At 71.4% G+C, this 16,844-nt stretch carries 12 protein-coding genes; 9 read left to right on the plus strand and 3 right to left on the minus strand.

Features of this window, described 5'->3' with window-relative positions:
* Window positions 1-6: 6 nt before the first annotated feature.
* From ACIBJC_RS37855 to ACIBJC_RS37865, 3 genes are all read left to right on the plus strand, one after another.
* On the plus strand, window positions 7-612 hold the full coding sequence (locus ACIBJC_RS37855; RefSeq protein WP_399300967.1) for a hypothetical protein: 606 nt from the start codon (window positions 7-9) through the stop codon (window positions 610-612).
* Between the two features lie 217 nt (window positions 613-829).
* Window positions 830-1,003, plus strand: coding sequence for a hypothetical protein (locus tag ACIBJC_RS37860; protein ID WP_399300969.1), 174 nt, complete (start codon window positions 830-832; stop codon window positions 1,001-1,003).
* A 66-nt stretch (window positions 1,004-1,069) separates the two neighbouring features.
* On the plus strand, window positions 1,070-4,171 hold the full coding sequence (locus tag ACIBJC_RS37865; RefSeq protein WP_399300971.1) for an AAA family ATPase: 3,102 nt from the start codon (window positions 1,070-1,072) through the stop codon (window positions 4,169-4,171).
* 9 nt (window positions 4,172-4,180) lie between these two features.
* On the opposite strand, the gene ACIBJC_RS37870 is transcribed toward ACIBJC_RS37865, so the two are convergent.
* From ACIBJC_RS37870 to ACIBJC_RS37880, 3 genes are all read right to left on the minus strand, one after another.
* A complete protein-coding gene (locus ACIBJC_RS37870; RefSeq protein WP_399301024.1) occupies window positions 4,181-4,390 on the minus strand; it encodes a DUF6191 domain-containing protein in 210 nt (69 codons plus the stop codon).
* Between the two features lie 45 nt (window positions 4,391-4,435).
* Window positions 4,436-5,605: a PQQ-dependent sugar dehydrogenase gene (locus ACIBJC_RS37875; RefSeq protein WP_399300973.1), complete on the minus strand. Its 1,170-nt coding sequence runs from the start codon at window positions 5,603-5,605 to the stop codon at window positions 4,436-4,438.
* Between the two features lie 129 nt (window positions 5,606-5,734).
* Complete coding sequence (locus ACIBJC_RS37880) at window positions 5,735-6,751, minus strand: aldo/keto reductase (RefSeq protein ID WP_399300975.1); 1,017 nt, start codon at window positions 6,749-6,751, stop codon at window positions 5,735-5,737.
* Between the two features lie 135 nt (window positions 6,752-6,886).
* On the opposite strand from ACIBJC_RS37880, the gene ACIBJC_RS37885 reads away from it, so the two are divergent.
* The 6 genes from ACIBJC_RS37885 (at window position 6,887) to serA (ending at window position 16,738) form a co-directional block, all read left to right on the plus strand.
* Window positions 6,887-7,849: a 2-hydroxyacid dehydrogenase gene (locus tag ACIBJC_RS37885; RefSeq protein ID WP_399300977.1), complete on the plus strand. Its 963-nt coding sequence runs from the start codon at window positions 6,887-6,889 to the stop codon at window positions 7,847-7,849.
* A gap of 338 nt (window positions 7,850-8,187) precedes the next feature.
* A complete protein-coding gene (locus ACIBJC_RS37890) occupies window positions 8,188-11,058 on the plus strand; it encodes a putative bifunctional diguanylate cyclase/phosphodiesterase (RefSeq protein ID WP_399301026.1) in 2,871 nt (956 codons plus the stop codon).
* Window positions 11,059-11,261: 203 nt separating this feature from the next.
* Window positions 11,262-13,133, plus strand: a complete 1,872-nt coding sequence (locus tag ACIBJC_RS37895) for an acetolactate synthase large subunit (protein WP_399300979.1) — start codon at window positions 11,262-11,264, stop codon at window positions 13,131-13,133.
* A 29-nt stretch (window positions 13,134-13,162) separates the two neighbouring features.
* On the plus strand, window positions 13,163-13,687 hold the full coding sequence (gene ilvN / locus ACIBJC_RS37900; RefSeq protein ID WP_329822124.1) for an acetolactate synthase small subunit: 525 nt from the start codon (window positions 13,163-13,165) through the stop codon (window positions 13,685-13,687).
* Window positions 13,688-13,764: 77 nt separating this feature from the next.
* Complete coding sequence (gene ilvC / locus ACIBJC_RS37905; RefSeq protein WP_399301028.1) at window positions 13,765-14,832, plus strand: ketol-acid reductoisomerase; 1,068 nt, start codon at window positions 13,765-13,767, stop codon at window positions 14,830-14,832.
* A 313-nt stretch (window positions 14,833-15,145) separates the two neighbouring features.
* Window positions 15,146-16,738, plus strand: coding sequence for a phosphoglycerate dehydrogenase (gene serA / locus ACIBJC_RS37910; RefSeq protein ID WP_399300981.1), 1,593 nt, complete (start codon window positions 15,146-15,148; stop codon window positions 16,736-16,738).
* The last annotated feature ends 106 nt before the right edge of the window (window positions 16,739-16,844 follow it).

Here is a 16,844-nt window from a genome sequence, read left to right on the forward strand (position 1 = left end):
CGACGTATGAAGTCCACCCCCGAGACCCAGACCCCCGAGCCGGAGACGGCCGAGGCCCCCACCACCAAGGCGGCCGAGTCCAAGGCCGATCTGAAGAAGAGCGACACCCCGAGCGAGACCGCGAGCGACGCCTCGGGCGACACGCCCACCGACGCCCCCGCCGCCGACCTCGACGAGGACGAGGCGGTCGGCGAGGACGACGAGCTGGACCTCCTTGAGGGAGCCCCCGCCGCGTCGTCCGGTCTCGGCGCCGCCGCCGCGGCCGTCGTCGCCGTCTGCCTCGGCATCGTGGCCCTCACCGGCACCTGGACCAGCAAGGTCCTCGCCGAGCGCCAGGGCCTCGTAGGACAGCTCAAGACCGGCCAGTCCGCCACCGCCGAGCAGCAGATCTCCGCGATCTACGGCGACGCCTGGCACGTCACGGCCGCCGTCAACGGCGGAGTCGCCCTGGTGGCCCTGCTCCTCGGCGTGATCGTGCTGACGCTGCCCCGGCGCGAGGGCTGGGTACGGCCCTTCGCGCTCGCCGGCGCCGTACTCGGCTTCCTGGGGCTGCTGATCTCCATGGCCATGTACTTCGACCTCTTCGCGGCCCTGCCGGCCACCGGCGCCTGAGGCCGCTTCCCCCCACGTCCCTCCGCCCCCCACTCGGTCTAAGGTCTGAGCGGCTTCCGCCGCCGGGGCCTTAGGCCGTACGTATGTCCGGCCCCGCTTTCTAAGGCCCCAGGACCCGCCAAGATGCGGCACTCTCCCGATGCGGCCCCCTCCCCTGGGAGACGAAGGTGGAGGCATCACCAGATGCCCCACCCTCTTCGCTCCAGGGAGCACAACGATGTTCGAGTACGAACTCCAGAAGATCCACGCCGCCGAACTGATCCGCAGGGCCGAGCACCAGCGGCTCGTCCGGGAGGCCGGCGCGGCCCGCCGCCGGGCCCGGCGAACCGCCGGCAACGCCCCGGAGGGGCGGGTGAGACAACTCCGCGGCCGGTTCGACCGCGCCGCCTGACCCCGCCCCTCGTACGACCGCCCGGCCGCCGCCCGACAAGCGGCCCGCCCGATAACAAGTGCCGCGATGTCAGAGGGCTGTGCGATGCTCGGCGATGTGGAGACCAGGTCGCTCAGTCCGGTGTTCGTCGGCAGGTCGGCCGAGCTCACCGCCCTCACGTCAGCGCTCGCCCGCGCCACCGCGGGCGAGCCCCAGGCCGTGCTCGTCGGCGGTGAGGCGGGCGTCGGCAAGACCCGCCTCGTCGAGGAGCTGCACCGGGCGGCAGACGAGGAGAAGGCCGTCGTCGCGATCGGCGGATGCGTCGAGATCGGCGCGGACGGACTGCCGTTCGCGCCCTTCTCGACCGCCCTGCGCTCCCTGCGCCGCCGGCTGCCCGACGAGCTGATGGCCGCGGCCGAGGGCCAGCAGGACGAACTGGCCAGGATCCTCCCCGAGTTGGGTCACTCCGACCGGGGCGCGCTGGGCGAGGACGGCACCGCCCGGCTCTTCGAGCTCACCGCACGCCTCCTGGAGCGGCTCGCCGCCGACCGTACGATCGTGCTCATCCTGGAGGACCTGCACTGGGCGGACGCCTCCACCCGCCATCTCCTCGCCTATCTCTTCCGCTCCCTGCGCCGCGGCCGGCTCGTCGTGATCGGCACCTACCGCGCCGACGACCTGCACCGCCGCCACCCGCTGCGCCCGCTCCTCGCCGAGCTGGACCGGCTGCGCTCCGTCCGCCGTATCGAACTGCCCCGCTTCAACCGCGCCGAGGTACGCAGCCAGCTCACCGGCATCCTCGCCGCCGAGCCGGGACCCGACCTGCTGGAGCAGATCTTCGAACGCTCCGACGGGAACGCGTTCTTCGTGGAGGAGCTGGCCTGCTCCATCGGGTCGGGCTGCCCCACCGGGCTCAGCGACTCCCTGCGCGATCTGCTGCTCGTACGGGTCGAGACGCTGCCCGAGGACGCCCAGCGGGTCGCCAGGATCGTCGCCGAGGGCGGCACCACCGTCGAGTACCGGCTGCTGCTCGCCGTCGCCGGACTCCCCGAGGACGAGCTGATCGAGGCGCTGCGGGCCGCCGTCGGCGCCAACATCCTGCTGCCGACGGCGGACGGGGACGGCTACCGCTTCCGCCACTCCCTCGTCCGCGAGGCCGTCAGCGACGACCTGCTGCCCGGCGAGCGCTCCCGGCTCAACCGGAGATACGCGGAGGTGCTGGAGGCCGGCCCCTCGCTCGTCAGGGCCGACGAGCGGACGACCCGCCTCGCCAGCCACTGGTACCACGCGCACGACCCGGCGAAGGCGCTGCCCGCCGTCCTCCTCGCCTCCGTGGAGGCCCGCGAGCGGTACGCGCACGCCGAGCAACTGCGCCTGCTCGAACGGGCGATGGAGCTGTGGGACGACGCCTCACGGGAAGTACGGGCCACTCTGCGCCCGCCGGACGACATCGAGGTCTACCCGCCCTGCGGCGGGCCCACCGAGGCGTCCCCGCTGCGCTATCTCGACCTGATGGCCGAGGCGACGGTCGCCGCGCGCTCCAGCGGCGAGCGCGAACGCGCCCTGGCGATAGCCAAGAAGGCCATGCGCCTCCTGGAGGGCGAGTCGGAGGGAAAGGACCCGCTGCGCGCCGCCTGGTTCTGGATCCAGCGCTCCCGGCTCGTCCAGGACCTCACCCGGGGCGACGGCTGGAGCGAACTGGCGGGCGCCCAGGAGCTGGTGCGCGGACTCCAGCCCTCCGCCGTGCACGCGGAGGTCCTCGCCAATGTCGCGTCCTGGGGCGCCCTGCACCGGCCGGGACCCGAGAGCCTGGCCGCCGCCGACCGGGCCGTGGAGTACGCCCGGCTGGTCGGCGCCGAGCACACCGAACTGCACGCCCGGCTCACCCGGGGCTGGCTCACCGCCGACGCGGGCGGCGTCGAGGAGGGCATCGCCGAGATCTACGCGGCGCGCGACCGCGCCGCCGAGCTGGGCGCCGTCGCCATCCTGGGCCGCGCCAGCAACAACCTGCCGTCCACGCTGGAGAGCATGGGCCGCTCGGAGGAGGCGGTGACGACCGCCCGCGAGGGCATCTCCTTCAGTCACCGGCGCGGACTCACCGACACGGAGGCGTGGGTCCGTACGAATCTGGCCCAGTCCCTCTTCTCCCTGGGCCGCTGGCCGGAGGCGGACACGGTCCTCGACGAGACCGTGGAGCTGGCGCGGTCCAACAAGGCACGTGCCCTGCTCGCCGTACGCCGCGCGGAACTCGCCCTGTGCAGAGGCGACTTCGACGAGGCGGAGCGTCAGGTGGAGCTGAATCGCGGCTTCCTGGGCACCCATGACCTCCAGCCGCAGCACATCATCACCCCGGCCCGGCTGACGATGGTCGTGGCGGCCCGGCGCGGCGCGCTGGCCGAGGCGCGGGCCGAGTTCGAGCGGATGGCCACGGGCGGCTTCCCGATCGGCACCCACCGCTACGCGCTGCCGCTGCTCTGTACGGCGGCGGTGATCGAGGCGGACGCCAGAGGGCTGCCCGGCGCCGAGGCGGGCCGTGCACGGGTGCTGGCGACGGTCCGTACCCACGCCAAGCGGCTGCCGACGCTGGTGCCCGTCTGGGCGGCGTACGGGCTCATGCTGGAGGCCGAACTGGCCCGCGCGGAAGGCCGGAAGGAGCCGAAGCTCTGGGCGCGCGCGGTGGCGGCCTTCCACGACCTGGACCGCCCCTACGAGCTGGCGCTCGCCCGGCTGCGCTGGGCGGCGGCCCTGCTCGACTCGGGCGCCGACCGTACGGACGCGGCGGCCCTGCTCGACCTGGCGCACACCACCGCCGCGGAGCTCGGCGCGCGCCCGCTGGCCGAGGAGATCACCCTCCTCGCCGGACGGGCCAGGATCGGCCTCGGCGCGGCCTCCCCGGGCGGTACGGGGCGGGCCTCCGGGCGCATACCGGACACCCGGCGCGGCGGGGGAGCCCGGGACGCCAACGCCGATCCGTTGCGCGAGCTGGGGCTCACCCGCCGCGAGCAGGACGTCCTGCGGCTGGTCTCGGCCGGGCACAGCAACCGCGGGATCGCCGAGGAGCTGTACATCTCCCCGAAGACCGCCAGCGTCCACGTCTCCAACATCCTGGCCAAACTGGGGGTGTCGGGCCGTACGGAGGCGGCGGCGCTCGCCCACCGGCTGCGCCTCTTCCCGGACCTGGCGGCCTAATACGGAGGGCTATTCCGCGCCGTCCGCCGCTGCCGCGGATTCGCTGTGGCCGGCAGCTTCGGCTCCTTCGCCCGGGACCCTTATCGTGACCTTTCCCGAGGAGAGGTCTATCGGCCCCCGGCCCGGGTCGTTGTCATCGATATCCACCCGGCTCAGTTCCAGTCGTTTCTGTTCTTCGTGCGTGTGCTTGCGGCCCGGGGCGAAAATCTCCTCGATCATGTTGAACACAGCATGCTCACCCTCTTGATACGCACTGCTACGGAACTACGAAACCTCCAGCAGAAGGATCCGGTCGTCCCCCGCCCGAGGTGTGCCCCGGTTGTCGGTCTCGCTGGTCACGAGCCACACCCGGTCGCCACCGGCGGCGAGCACCGTACGCAGACGGCCGTATTCCCCCTCCAGGAACGCCTGGGGGTCGGCCGAGGATTCCCGGCCCGCCAGGGGAATCCGCCAGAGGCGCTCCCCGCGCAGCCCCGCCATCCAGATCGAGCCCTCCGCGTACGCGATACCGCTGGGCGACGCCTCACTCGTCCTCCACTGTTCCACCGGGTCGACGTAGCCCGCCTTCCCGGCCTTCCCCTCGGCAACCGGCCAGCCGTAATTCTTTCCCGGCTCGATCAGATTGAGCTCGTCCCAGGTGTTCTGCCCGAATTCCGCGGCCCACAGCCGTTTCCCGGAATCCCAGGCCAGACCCTGCACATTGCGGTGCCCCAGCGAATAGACCAGGGAATCCGCCTCCGGATTACCGTGCACGGGCTCGCCGTCCGGTGTCATCCGCAGGATCTTTCCGGCCAGCGACTCCTTGTCCTGGGCGAGCCCCGTGTCCCCCGTCTCGCCGGTGCCCGCGTAGAGCATCCTGTCCGGCCCGAAGGCGATCCGGCCGCCGTTGTGGATGGTGCCCTTGGGGATGCCCCGCAGCACCGTGTCGGGGGCGCCCAACTGCTGCCCGGCGGGCTTCTTCGTGTCGTGGAACATCCGCGCGATGCGGTTGTCCCCCGCGGTGGTGAAGTAGGCGTAGACCAACTGGTCCGAGGCGTACGTGGGGGAGACCGCGATCCCCAGCAGACCGCCCTCCCCGGCCGGGGAGACCCCCGGCACCGAACCGATCAGGGTCTTCTCGCCCGTCCCGGCGTCGACCCGGGTGATCGTCCCCTCGTCGCGCGAGGAGACCAGCAGATCGCCGTCCGGCAGCGCCGCGAGCCCCCATGGTGACGCGAGCCCCTCGGTGACCGTCGACACCACCTTCACCGAGCCCTTCGCGGGCGCGGGGGACGTGGTGGGCGCCGCTTCCCGTGACGCCTCCCGCGAGGCTGAGGCCGCCGGCGACGAGGCGCCGCGCTCGAACGCCGGGCCCACGCCCTCGTCGGAGGAGCACCCCGTCGCCAGGAGAAGGGTGGCGACGGCCCCCACGGCCGTCCCTGCTGAACGCTTCACGGTGCCGGTCCCTTCGAAGGCTGCGGTTCTACCTGTTCTTACACCGCGTGCCCCCACGAAGTTCCCCAACTCGTGGACCGATGTCGCCGATCCGGGCCGACGGCCCCGGTACCGTCCGCCGGTACGGGCCTACTCCCAGGAGGCCCGTACCGGCGGCAGGGCCGCTATTTCGGCCACGTCCCGCGCCGTCAGCGCCAGCTCCGCCGCCCGCGCGTTCTCCACCGCCCACGGCTCCCGCTTCGTCCCCGGCACCGGCACCACATGCCGCCCCCGCCCCAGCACCCACGCCAGCGCCACCTGCGCCGGCGTCGCCCCGTACCGCCGCGCCACCCGCCGCAACCCCACCAGCAGGGGCTGGTTCGCGGCCATCATCTCCGCCGTGAACCGCGGATGCCGGGCCCGTACGTCGTCCGGCTCGAACCCCTGCCCCGGGGTGAGCGTGCCCGTCAGGAAACCGTTGCCCAACGGCATCGCCGCGAGGAAGCCGATGCCGCGCGCCTCGCACCACGGCAGCAGCCGTTCCAGCGCCTCCGGCGACCACACGGACAGCTCCGCCTCCACCGCGCTCACCGGGAACACCTGCTGCACACGCTCCAACTGACGGATCGTTCCCGCGTGCAGATCCTCGCCGGGCCCGCGGCGCGCCACCCGAGCCCCCGCACCGGCCGCCCGCGCGCCCACCGCGCACAGCCCCAGCGCCCGTACCTTCCCCGCGCCCACCAGCTCGGCCATCGCCCCCCACGTCTCCTCGACGGGTATCTCGGGATCGGCGCGGTGGAGCTGGTAGAGATCGATCACATCGGTCTGGAGCCGCCGCAGCGAGGCGTCACAGGCCCGCCGCACATACTTCGGGTGACCGTTGGCCACGATGTGCTGATCGCCCACGAGCAGCCCGCACTTGGTGGAGACGAACGCGTCCGGGCGCCGCTGCCCGAGCGCCCGGCCCAGCAGCAGCTCATTGGTGAACGGGCCGTACATGTCGGCGGTGTCGAGCAGGCTCGTACCGGCGTCCAGCGCCGCGTGCACCGTGCGCAGCGAGCGGTCGCCGTGCTGCTGGGAGGTGGTGTAGGCCCAGTGCATCGGCATGCAGCCGAGCCCGACCGCGCCCACTTCGAGCGCCGCCGCACCGATTGTCCTGCGCTCCAACGCCGAGTCCCCCCTTCGTGCCGCCTTCAAGCTAACCCCATCGACCTGCGGGTCCCGCCTCCAGGACCCGCCCGAAGATCTTCCCCGGGACCCGCCGCCGGTTCCGTTCCGGGGGCGTCGCATAGCCTCCTGACCATGACTCCTGACGTATGGCTCCCGATTCCGGCCGAGACGATCGAAGGACTCCCCGAGGGGCCCCGGTACCTCCACTGGGACGGCCAGGACGCGTTCCCCGCCGACCCCGCGGAGTGCGCCTTCTACGTGGTGCCGTACATGCGGCCCCCGGAGGTCTCGATACGGCCGCTCGCCGCGATGACGTCCGTGCGCGTCGTCCAGACGCTCTCCGCCGGCGTCGACCACGTGGCGCCCGCGCTCGGCGCGCTGCCCGCCGGGGTACGGCTGTGCAACGCCAAGGGCGTCCACGAGGCCAGCACGGCCGAACTCGCCCTCACCCTCACCCTCGCCTCCCTGCGCGGCGTTCCCGGCTACGTACGGGGCCAGGACCGCGAGGAGTGGCGCTCCGGCTTCCGCCCGGCGCTCGCCGACCGGTCCGTGCTGATCGTCGGCTACGGCTCGATCGGCGCCGCCATCGAGGACCGGCTCACACCGTTCGAGTGCGCGCGGGTGGTACGCGTCGCGCGCTCCGCGCGCACCACGGAGCGCGGGGCGGTGCACGCGTTCACCGAACTGCCCGAGCTGCTCCCCGAGGCCGATGTCGTGATCCTCTCCACGCCGCTCACCGAAGGGACGAAGGGCCTGGTGGGAGCGGAGTTCCTGGCCCGGATGAAGGACGGCGCCCTGCTGGTGAACGTCGCGCGCGGCGCCGTCGTCGACACCAAGGCGCTCCTCGCGGAGCTGGAGAGTGGCCGGATCGAGGCGGCCCTCGATGTGACCGATCCGGAACCGCTGCCCGCGGGACACCCCCTCTGGCATGCTCCGGGTGTCCTCATCAGCCCCCACGTCGGCGGACCCACCTCGGCCTTCCTGCCCCGCGCCAAGCGTCTGCTGGTCGGCCAGCTCACCCGGTTCGTCGCCGGGGAGGAGCCGCGGAACGTCGTCCTCACGACGGAAGGACCGACCGGATCACCCGCCGCCTGACCCGCCGCGCGAGCTCCCCGCAACCACGCTCCGCACCCGTCCGGACACCCTCGATACCGACAACTCCGCTGGTCGTCACGGAGAGTAGAAGAACTATGGCCCTGAGTGACGAGTCTGGTGTATCGTCCCGATCTGGGGGCTGTACCGCGTGTGGGGCGGCGCAGCAGGGTGACAGGAATCCGAGGGGGGCGACGGGCTATGTACGGCCAATGGACGAACGATCCGACGCGGCAGGGGTGTCGGCGGCGACGACCTCCGGACACTCCGGCGCGCGACCCGCGCCCGCCGGTCGTGACGGTGGCACGCGTCGTGACGGTGACACGCCCCGGAGCGATCCGGTGAGCGCCGAGGGCGTGTTCGTGAGCGGGCGCCAGGTCTCCGGCGGGAGTACGGGGCTGGTCGCCCAGCTCCTCCTCGCCCTGATCTGCGGCGGTTACGCGGCCGGTGCGGCGCTGGGCTGGGGGTCCGAGAAACTCGCCCTGATCATGGGCGACTTCGGACTGAGTCTCGCCGCGCTGATCGCCGCGGTCTCCTGCTTCTTCTACGCACGCGGCCACACCAGCCGCTTCCGGCCCGCGTGGCTGCTGTTCTCCTTCTCCTCCGCGATGGCCTCCGCGGGCAACGCGGTCTGGGGCTGGTACGAGGTCATCCTCGAAAAGCCCGTACCCAGCCCCTGCCTCGCCGATCTCTTCTTCCTCTGCTTCGCGCCACCCGCCATCGTGGGCCTGCTCGTCCTCGCCAAGCGGCCGGTCAGCAGGGCCGGCTGGGTCTGCCTCGCGCTGGACTCCTGGCTGATCGGCGGCTCGCTGCTCACGCTCTCCTGGAGCCTCGCCCTCGCCCGCACCGCGCAGTTCCAGGGCGAGAGCGTCACCCAGGCCGCACTCTCCCTCGCCTATCCGCTGCTGGACATCGTCCTCGTCAGCATGGTGCTCGCCCTGCACTTCCGTAAGGCCGCGGGCAGCCGCTCCGCGGTCAACACCGCCATCGCCGCGCTCGCCCTGACGGTGCTGTGCGACGCCCTGTTCACCTCGCCGCTGCTGCGCGAGAGCTACCGCTCGGGACAGCTCCTGGACGCGGGCTGGTTCGCCGGGTCGCTGCTCCTCGCGTACGCGCCCTGGGGCGTCCGGCGCGTCCCCGAGCCCAGCACCCCCGCCCCGCCCCGCGAGGACCGCCAGACCCGGCACTCCACGCCGATCGCGGGCTCCCTGGCCGCGCTCACGCCGTATCTCGCCGCCGCCGTGTGCACGCTGGGGATCCTGTACAACGTCACCGAGGACCGCAAGGTCGACCGGGTCGTCGTCCTCACGGGCTGCACGGTCGTGCTCGCCCTGGTCGTACGGCAGGGCATCATGCTCGTCGACAACATCGCCCTCACCCATGAGCTGGCGCACAAGGAGAGCCACTTCCGCTCCCTGGTCCAGGGGTCCAGCGACGTCATCATGATCGCCGCGCCCTCCGGGATACTCCGCTACGTCAGCCCCGCCGCCACCGGCGTCTACGGGCGCGAGGCCGAGGATCTCGTCGGCGCCGAACTCGCCTCGATCATCCATCCCGACGACCTCGGCCGGGTCGTCCACGAAGTGCGCCGCTTCCTGGCCACCCCTCCCGCCGACGAGCCCACGACCCGTATCGAGTGCCGCTTCCGCTCCGGGACCGGCGACTGGCTCAACGTGGAGTCCACCGTCAACCGCCACCAGGGCGGACTGATCTTCAACAGCCGGGACGTCACCGAACGGGTCCGCCTCCAGGCACAGCTCCAGCACAACGCCGAGCACGACCCGCTCACCGACCTGCCCAACCGGGCGCTGTTCACCCAGCGGGTCAGGCAGGCCCTCTCCGGCCGCCGTACGACCGATCCTGGCACGGCGGTGCTCTTCATCGACCTCGACGGTTTCAAGGGCGTCAACGACCGCCTGGGGCATCAGGTGGGGGACGAACTCCTGATCCTCGCCGCCCACCGGCTCCAGGACTCCGTCAGGGCGGGCGACACCGCCGCCCGGCTCGGCGGCGACGAGTTCGCCGCCATCGTCCTCGGCGACGGCTCCGGCGACCAGGCCGCCCGGGAGTACCAGGTCCACGAGATCGCCGACCGGCTGCGCCTCAAGCTCTCCCAGCCCTACAAGATCGACGGCAACGACGTCCGGGTCGCCGCCTCCATCGGTGTCGCCTTCGCCGAGCCCGGCATAACCCCCACCGACCTCATGCGCAACGCGGACCTCGCCATGTACCGCGCCAAGGCGGGCGGCAAGAACCGCGTCGAGATGTACGCGCCCCAGATGCAGGCCGACGTGGTCCGCAGGACCGAGTTGGCGGCCAGACTGCGCACCGCGCTCCACGACGGCGAGTTCACGCTGCTCCACCAGCCCGTGGTCCACCTCACCTCGGGCCGGGTCTCCGCCGTCGCCGCCCAGGCCCGCTGGCGCTCCGCCCAGGGCATCCTCTTCACCCCGGCCGAGTTCCTGCGCGGCTCCGACGACGGCGACCGCACCTCGGAGCTGGGCCGCTGGCTCCTCGAAGAGGCCGTCAAGCAGGCCGCCGAGCGCGCCGGACTGGGCTACTCCGCGCCCGTCTCCGTACGGATCCCGGCCCGCAGACTGCTCGACAAGTCCCTGCCCCTCAGCTCCGTGGAAGCCCTGCTGATGCGGCACGGGCTGCCCTCGGGGGCCCTGATGATCGAGCTGTCCGACAACGACCCGCGCGCCTCCCTGGACGAGCTGGAGCACCGCCTCGTCGCGCTGCGCCGGCTCGGCGTACGGATCGCGCTGGACGGCTTCGGCAGCGGGTACGCGGCGATAAACGCCCTGCGGCGCCTCCCCGTCGACGTACTGAAACTGGACCGCGGTCTGGTCGAGGGCGTCGTGGAGTCCGGCCGGCTGCACAAGATCACCGCGGGGCTGCTGCGGATCGCCTGCGACCTCGGCATGCAGTCCGTCGCCGAGGGGGTGGACCTGCCCGAACAGGTGACCGCCCTGCGTGCCATGGGGTGCACCCACGGCCAGGGCATGGCCTTCTCCGGGCCGCTCGACGAGTACCGGCTGCGCCGCGCCCTGGTGGCCGGTTCCTACCCCATGCCGGGCACCAACGCCCTGCCCGTCCTCGCCGGCACCGGTGGCTCGCTGCCCGTACGGCGGCCCCGCCAGCCCGTCTCCGACCGGATTCCCCGGCCGTCGGTCCGCTCAAATAGTGAGACTCCCGTCCCACCCACTTGACAGCCGGGGCGCGCCGGAGGGAGGGTCATTTCCATGCGCACCCGAATTCTCGTACTTGGACAGCGCGTCGGCTGACGCAGAGCCACCTTCCCGCTCTGCAGACCGCACCGACGCGCTCCCCTCGCCTGCCTCACGGCACGAGGGGTTTTTTGTTGCACCGGCGCACCACAAAACTCGCAAAAACCCTCAGCTTCGAGAAGAGAATGCCGATGACCGAGCAGGCCACCGGGGCCCACCATCCGCAGCCGCGGGCCCGTAACGGCGGACCGTCCTCCGCCTCAGTCGAGCACGTCACGGGCGCGCAGTCGCTCATCCGGTCTCTTGAAGAGGTGGGGGCCGAGATCGTATTCGGCATCCCCGGCGGCGCCATCCTCCCCGCGTACGACCCGATGATGGACTCCACCCGCGTCCGGCACGTCCTCGTCCGCCACGAGCAGGGCGCGGGTCACGCCGCGACCGGTTACGCCCAGGCCACCGGCAAGGTCGGCGTCTGCATGGCCACCTCGGGACCCGGCGCCACCAACCTGGTCACCCCGATCGCCGACGCGCACATGGACTCCGTGCCGCTCGTCGCGATCACCGGCCAGGTGGCGAGCAAGGCCATCGGCACGGACGCCTTCCAGGAGGCGGACATCTGCGGCATCACGATGCCGATCACCAAGCACAACTTCCTGGTCACGAAGGCCGAGGACATCCCGCGGACCATCGCGGAGGCGTTCCACATCGCCTCCACGGGCCGGCCGGGCCCCGTCCTGGTCGACATCGCCAAGGACGCCCTCCAGGCCCGTACGTCCTTCTCCTGGCCGCCCACCCACGACCTGCCCGGCTACCGCCCGGTGACCAAGCCGCACGCCAAGCAGATCCGCGAGGCCGCCCGGCTGATCACCCAGGCCGAGCGCCCCGTCCTGTACGTCGGCGGCGGCGTCATCAAGGCCGGCGCCACCGCCGAGCTGAAGGTCCTCGCCGAGCTGACCAGCGCCCCCGTCACCACCACCCTGATGGCGCTGGGCGCCTTCCCCGACAGCCACCCGCTGCACGTGGGGATGCCGGGCATGCACGGTTCGGTCACCGCCGTCACCGCGCTCCAGAAGGCCGACCTGATCGTCGCCCTCGGCGCCCGCTTCGACGACCGCGTCACCGGCAAGCTGGACAGCTTCGCGCCGCACGCCAAGATCGTCCACGCGGACATCGACCCCGCCGAGATCGGCAAGAACCGCATCGCGGACGTGCCGATCGTCGGGGACGCCCGCGAGGTCCTCGCCGACCTCGTCCAGGCCGTCCAGGCGGAGCGCACCGAGGGCCATGTCGGCGAGGCCGCCCAGGCCGGGTACCCGGCCTGGTGGCGGGACCTCAACCGCTGGCGCGAGACCTACCCCCTCGGCTACGAGCAGCCCGGGGACGGCTCGCTCTCGCCGCAGCAGGTCATCCAGCGCGTCGGCCAGCTGGCCCCCGAGGACACGATCTTCGCCGCGGGCGTCGGCCAGCACCAGATGTGGGCCGCGCACTTCATCGAGTACGAGAAGCCCGCCACCTGGCTGAACTCCGGCGGCGCCGGGACCATGGGATACGCCGTGCCGGCCGCCATGGGCGCCAAGGCGGGGCAGCCGGACCGTACCGTCTGGGCGATCGACGGCGACGGCTGCTTCCAGATGACCAACCAGGAACTCACCACCTGCGCACTCAACAACATCCCGATCAAGGTCGCGATCATCAACAACGGGGCGCTCGGGATGGTCCGCCAGTGGCAGACCCTCTTCTACAACCAGCGCTACTCCAACACCGTCCTGCACTCGGGACAGGACAACGGCGGCGGCCCCAGCGGCGGCACCCGCGTCCCGGACTTCGTCAAGCTGTCCGAGGCCATGGGCTGTGTCGCCCTGCGCTGCGAGTCCCCGGACGATCTCGACGCGGTCATCGCCAAGGCCAACGCCATCAACGACCGCCCCGTCGTGGTCGACTTCATCGTCCACGAGGACGCCCAGGTGTGGCCGATGGTCGCCGCAGGCACCTCCAACGACGAGGTCATGGCCGCCCGGGGCATCCGCCCCGACTTCGGCGACAGCGCCGACGACTGAGCCGCGAGAACGAGAGAAGAGACCGACACATGACCAGGCACACGCTCTCCGTTCTGGTGGAGAACACCCCCGGCATCCTCGCCCGGATCGCCGCGCTGTTCTCCCGCCGCGGTTTCAACATCGACTCGCTCGCCGTCGGTGTCACGGAACACCCCGACATCTCCCGCATCACCATTGTGGTCAATGTCGAGGAACTGCCCCTGGAGCAGGTGACGAAGCAGCTCAACAAGCTGGTGAACGTCCTGAAGATCGTCGAACTCGAGCCCGGCGCTGCGATCCAGCGCGAGCTCGTCCTGGTGAAGGTCCGCGCCGACAACGAGACCCGCTCCCAGATCGTCGAGATCGTCCAGCTCTTCCGCGCCAAGACCGTCGACGTGTCACCCGACGCGGTCACGATCGAGGCCACCGGATCGAGTGACAAGCTCGACGCCATGCTCAAGATGCTGGAGCAGTTCGGCGTCAAGGAGCTGGTGCAGTCCGGGACGATCGCCATAGGGCGTGGCGCGCGGTCCATCACGGACCGCAGCCTGCGGGCCCTGGACCGCAGCGCCTGACCCCCCTCGCCACGAGAGGCGAACAGGACCCCGCCCGGTCCGGTTCGAATACCGAGACCGGGAGACCGGCTTCGCCCATCCCGCCGTACGGTGGGACGCAAGCTGCGACATTTCACAGAAGTGCACACCAAGGAGAAGACCCAGTGGCCGAGCTGTTCTACGACGACGATGCCGACCTGTCCATCATCCAGAACCGCAAGGTCGCGGTCATCGGTTACGGCAGTCAGGGCCACGCCCACGCGCTGTCGCTCCGTGACTCGGGTGTCGACGTCCGCGTCGGCCTGCACGAGGGCTCCAAGTCCAAGGCCAAGGCCGAGGAGCAGGGTCTGCGCGTCGTGACGCCCGCCGAGGCCGCCGCCGAGGCCGACGTCATCATGATCCTGGTGCCGGACCCGATCCAGGCCCAGGTGTACGAGGAGTCCATCAAGGACCACCTGAAGGACGGCGACGCGCTGTTCTTCGGCCACGGTCTGAACATCCGGTACGACTTCATCAAGCCGCCGGCCAATGTCGACGTCGCGATGGTCGCCCCCAAGGGCCCGGGCCACCTGGTGCGCCGCCAGTACGAGGAGGGCCGCGGCGTTCCGTGTATCGCGGCCGTCGAGCAGGACTTCTCCGGCACGGCGTTCGCGCTGGCCCTCTCGTACGCGAAGGGCATCGGCGGCACCCGCGCCGGCGTCATCAAGACGACGTTCAAGGAAGAGACCGAGACCGACCTGTTCGGTGAGCAGGCCGTGCTCTGCGGCGGTACCGCCGCGCTGGTCAAGGCGGGCTTCGAGACGCTGACCGAGGCCGGCTACCAGCCGGAGATCGCGTACTTCGAGTGCCTCCACGAGCTGAAGCTGATCGTGGACCTCATGTACGAGGGCGGCCTGGAGAAGATGCGCTGGTCGGTCTCCGAGACCGCCGAGTGGGGCGACTACGTGAGCGGCCCGCGCGTCATCAACGACCAGACCAAGGTCGAGATGAAGAAGATCCTGGCCGAGATCCAGGACGGTACGTTCGCCAAGAACTGGATGGACGAGTACCACGGCGGTCTGAAGAAGTACAACGAGTACAAGAAGGCCGACAGCGACAGCCTGCTGGCGACGACCGGCGCCGAGCTCCGCAAGCTCATGAGCTGGGTCGACGACGAGGACGCGTAACACCGTGGGCGGGCGGCCCCGGCACCGCTCCTGATCCCCCGGGATCCCGGAAGGGACGAGGGGGACGGGACCGGACCGGGGCCGCCCGCCCATCCGCGACGCACGGCACCCTGCCGCCTGGCCGCACGTACGAGTGATCCTGCCGCACGGGCGGAAACGCAGCCCGGCGCAGCATTACACTGCTCAACACATACGCGTCAGGCCCACAGCGTCGTGCGTCTTTCACGCGGTTAGGGCGCGCTCCGCCCTAGGACCCCTCCACCGCATGCGGCCGTCGGGACGGCCGTCCGCAATGGGACTTGTGAGGACTCACGTGAGCTCGAAACCTGTCGTACTCATCGCTGAAGAGCTTTCGCCCGCCACCGTCGACGCGCTCGGTCCGGATTTCGAGATCCGGCACTGCAACGGCGCCGACCGCGCGGAGCTGCTTCCGGCCATCGCCGACGTGGACGCGATTCTCGTCCGCTCCGCGACCAAGATCGACGCCGAGGCCGTGGCCGCGGCCAAGAAGCTGAAGGTCGTCGCCCGCGCCGGGGTCGGCCTCGACAACGTCGACGTCTCCGCCGCCACCAAGGCCGGCGTGATGGTCGTCAACGCGCCGACGTCGAACATCGTCACCGCCGCCGAGCTGGCCTGCGGTCTGCTCGTGGCGACCGCACGCCACATCCCGCAGGCCAACACCGCGCTCAAGAACGGTGAGTGGAAGCGCTCCAAGTACACGGGCGTCGAGCTGAGCGAGAAGACCCTCGGCGTCGTCGGCCTCGGCCGGATCGGCGTGCTCGTCGCGCAGCGCATGTCCGCCTTCGGCATGAAGATCGTCGCCTACGACCCCTATGTGCAGCCGGCCCGCGCCGCGCAGATGGGCGTCAAGCTGCTGACGCTGGACGAGCTGCTGGAGGTGTCGGACTTCATCACCGTGCACCTGCCCAAGACGCCGGAGACGATCGGCCTCATCGGCGACGACGCGCTCCACAAGGTCAAGCCGTCGGTCCGGATCGTCAACGCCGCGCGCGGCGGGATCGTCGACGAGGCGGCGCTCGCCTCCGCCCTCAAGGAGGGCCGGGTCGCCGGCGCCGGTCTGGACGTGTACGCGAAGGAGCCCTGCACGGACTCCCCGCTCTTCGAGTTCGACCAGGTCGTCTGCACGCCGCACCTCGGCGCCTCCACCGACGAGGCGCAGGAGAAGGCGGGCGTCGCTGTCGCCCGTTCCGTACGGCTCGCGCTCGCCGGTGAGCTGGTCCCCGACGCGGTCAACGTCCAGGGCGGGGTCATCGCCGAGGACGTACGCCCGGGCCTGCCGCTCGCCGAGAAGCTCGGCCGGATCTTCACCGCCCTCGCGGGCGAGGTCGCGGCCAGGCTCGACGTCGAGGTCTACGGCGAGATCACCCAGCACGACGTGAAGGTGCTCGAACTCTCGGCGCTCAAGGGCGTGTTCGAGGATGTCGTCGCGGAGACCGTCTCGTACGTGAACGCGCCGCTGTTCGCGCAGGAGCGCGGTGTCGAGGTCCGCCTCACCACCTCCAGCGAGTCCCCGAACCACCGCAACGTGGTGACGGTGCGCGGCACGCTCTCCGGCGGCGAGGAGGTCTCGGTCTCCGGCACCCTGGCCGGGCCCAAGCACCTGCTGAAGATCGTCGCGATCGGCGAGTACGACGTGGACCTGGCGCTGGCCGAGCACATGGTCGTGCTGCGGTACGAGGACCGCCCCGGCGTCGTCGGCACGGTCGGCCGGATCCTCGGCGAGGCCGGGCTGAACATCGCGGGCATGCAGGTCTCCCGCGCGGAGGAGGGCGGCGAGGCGCTGGTCGTCCTCACCGTCGACGACACGGTCCCGCAGACCGTGCTCACGGAGATCGCCGCCGAGATCGGCGCGGTCTCGGCCCGCTCGGTGAACCTCACGGACTGACGCGCCTCGTTCTGTTCCCGACCGAAGGGCCCGGTGGCATCCCACCGGGCCCTTCGGCCGTTCCCCGCGTCGACGCCTGCCGGGGTGAGGCCGCCCGCGTACCCGA

Source organism: Streptomyces sp. NPDC050509 (assembly GCF_044457965.1).
GTDB lineage: Bacteria > Actinomycetota > Actinomycetes > Streptomycetales > Streptomycetaceae > Streptomyces.

Coding starts and splice junctions, on each gene's coding strand:
- ACIBJC_RS37855 (WP_399300967.1), top strand. CDS start 7: ATGAAGTCCACCCCCGAGACCCAGACCCCCGAGCCGGAGACGGCCGAG.
- ACIBJC_RS37860 (WP_399300969.1), top strand. CDS start 830: ATGTTCGAGTACGAACTCCAGAAGATCCACGCCGCCGAACTGATCCGC.
- ACIBJC_RS37865 (WP_399300971.1), top strand. CDS start 1,070: ATGTCAGAGGGCTGTGCGATGCTCGGCGATGTGGAGACCAGGTCGCTC.
- ACIBJC_RS37870 (WP_399301024.1), bottom strand. CDS start 4,390: ATGATCGAGGAGATTTTCGCCCCGGGCCGCAAGCACACGCACGAAGAA.
- ACIBJC_RS37885 (WP_399300977.1), top strand. CDS start 6,887: ATGACTCCTGACGTATGGCTCCCGATTCCGGCCGAGACGATCGAAGGA.
- ACIBJC_RS37895 (WP_399300979.1), top strand. CDS start 11,262: ATGCCGATGACCGAGCAGGCCACCGGGGCCCACCATCCGCAGCCGCGG.
- ilvN (WP_329822124.1), top strand. CDS start 13,163: ATGACCAGGCACACGCTCTCCGTTCTGGTGGAGAACACCCCCGGCATC.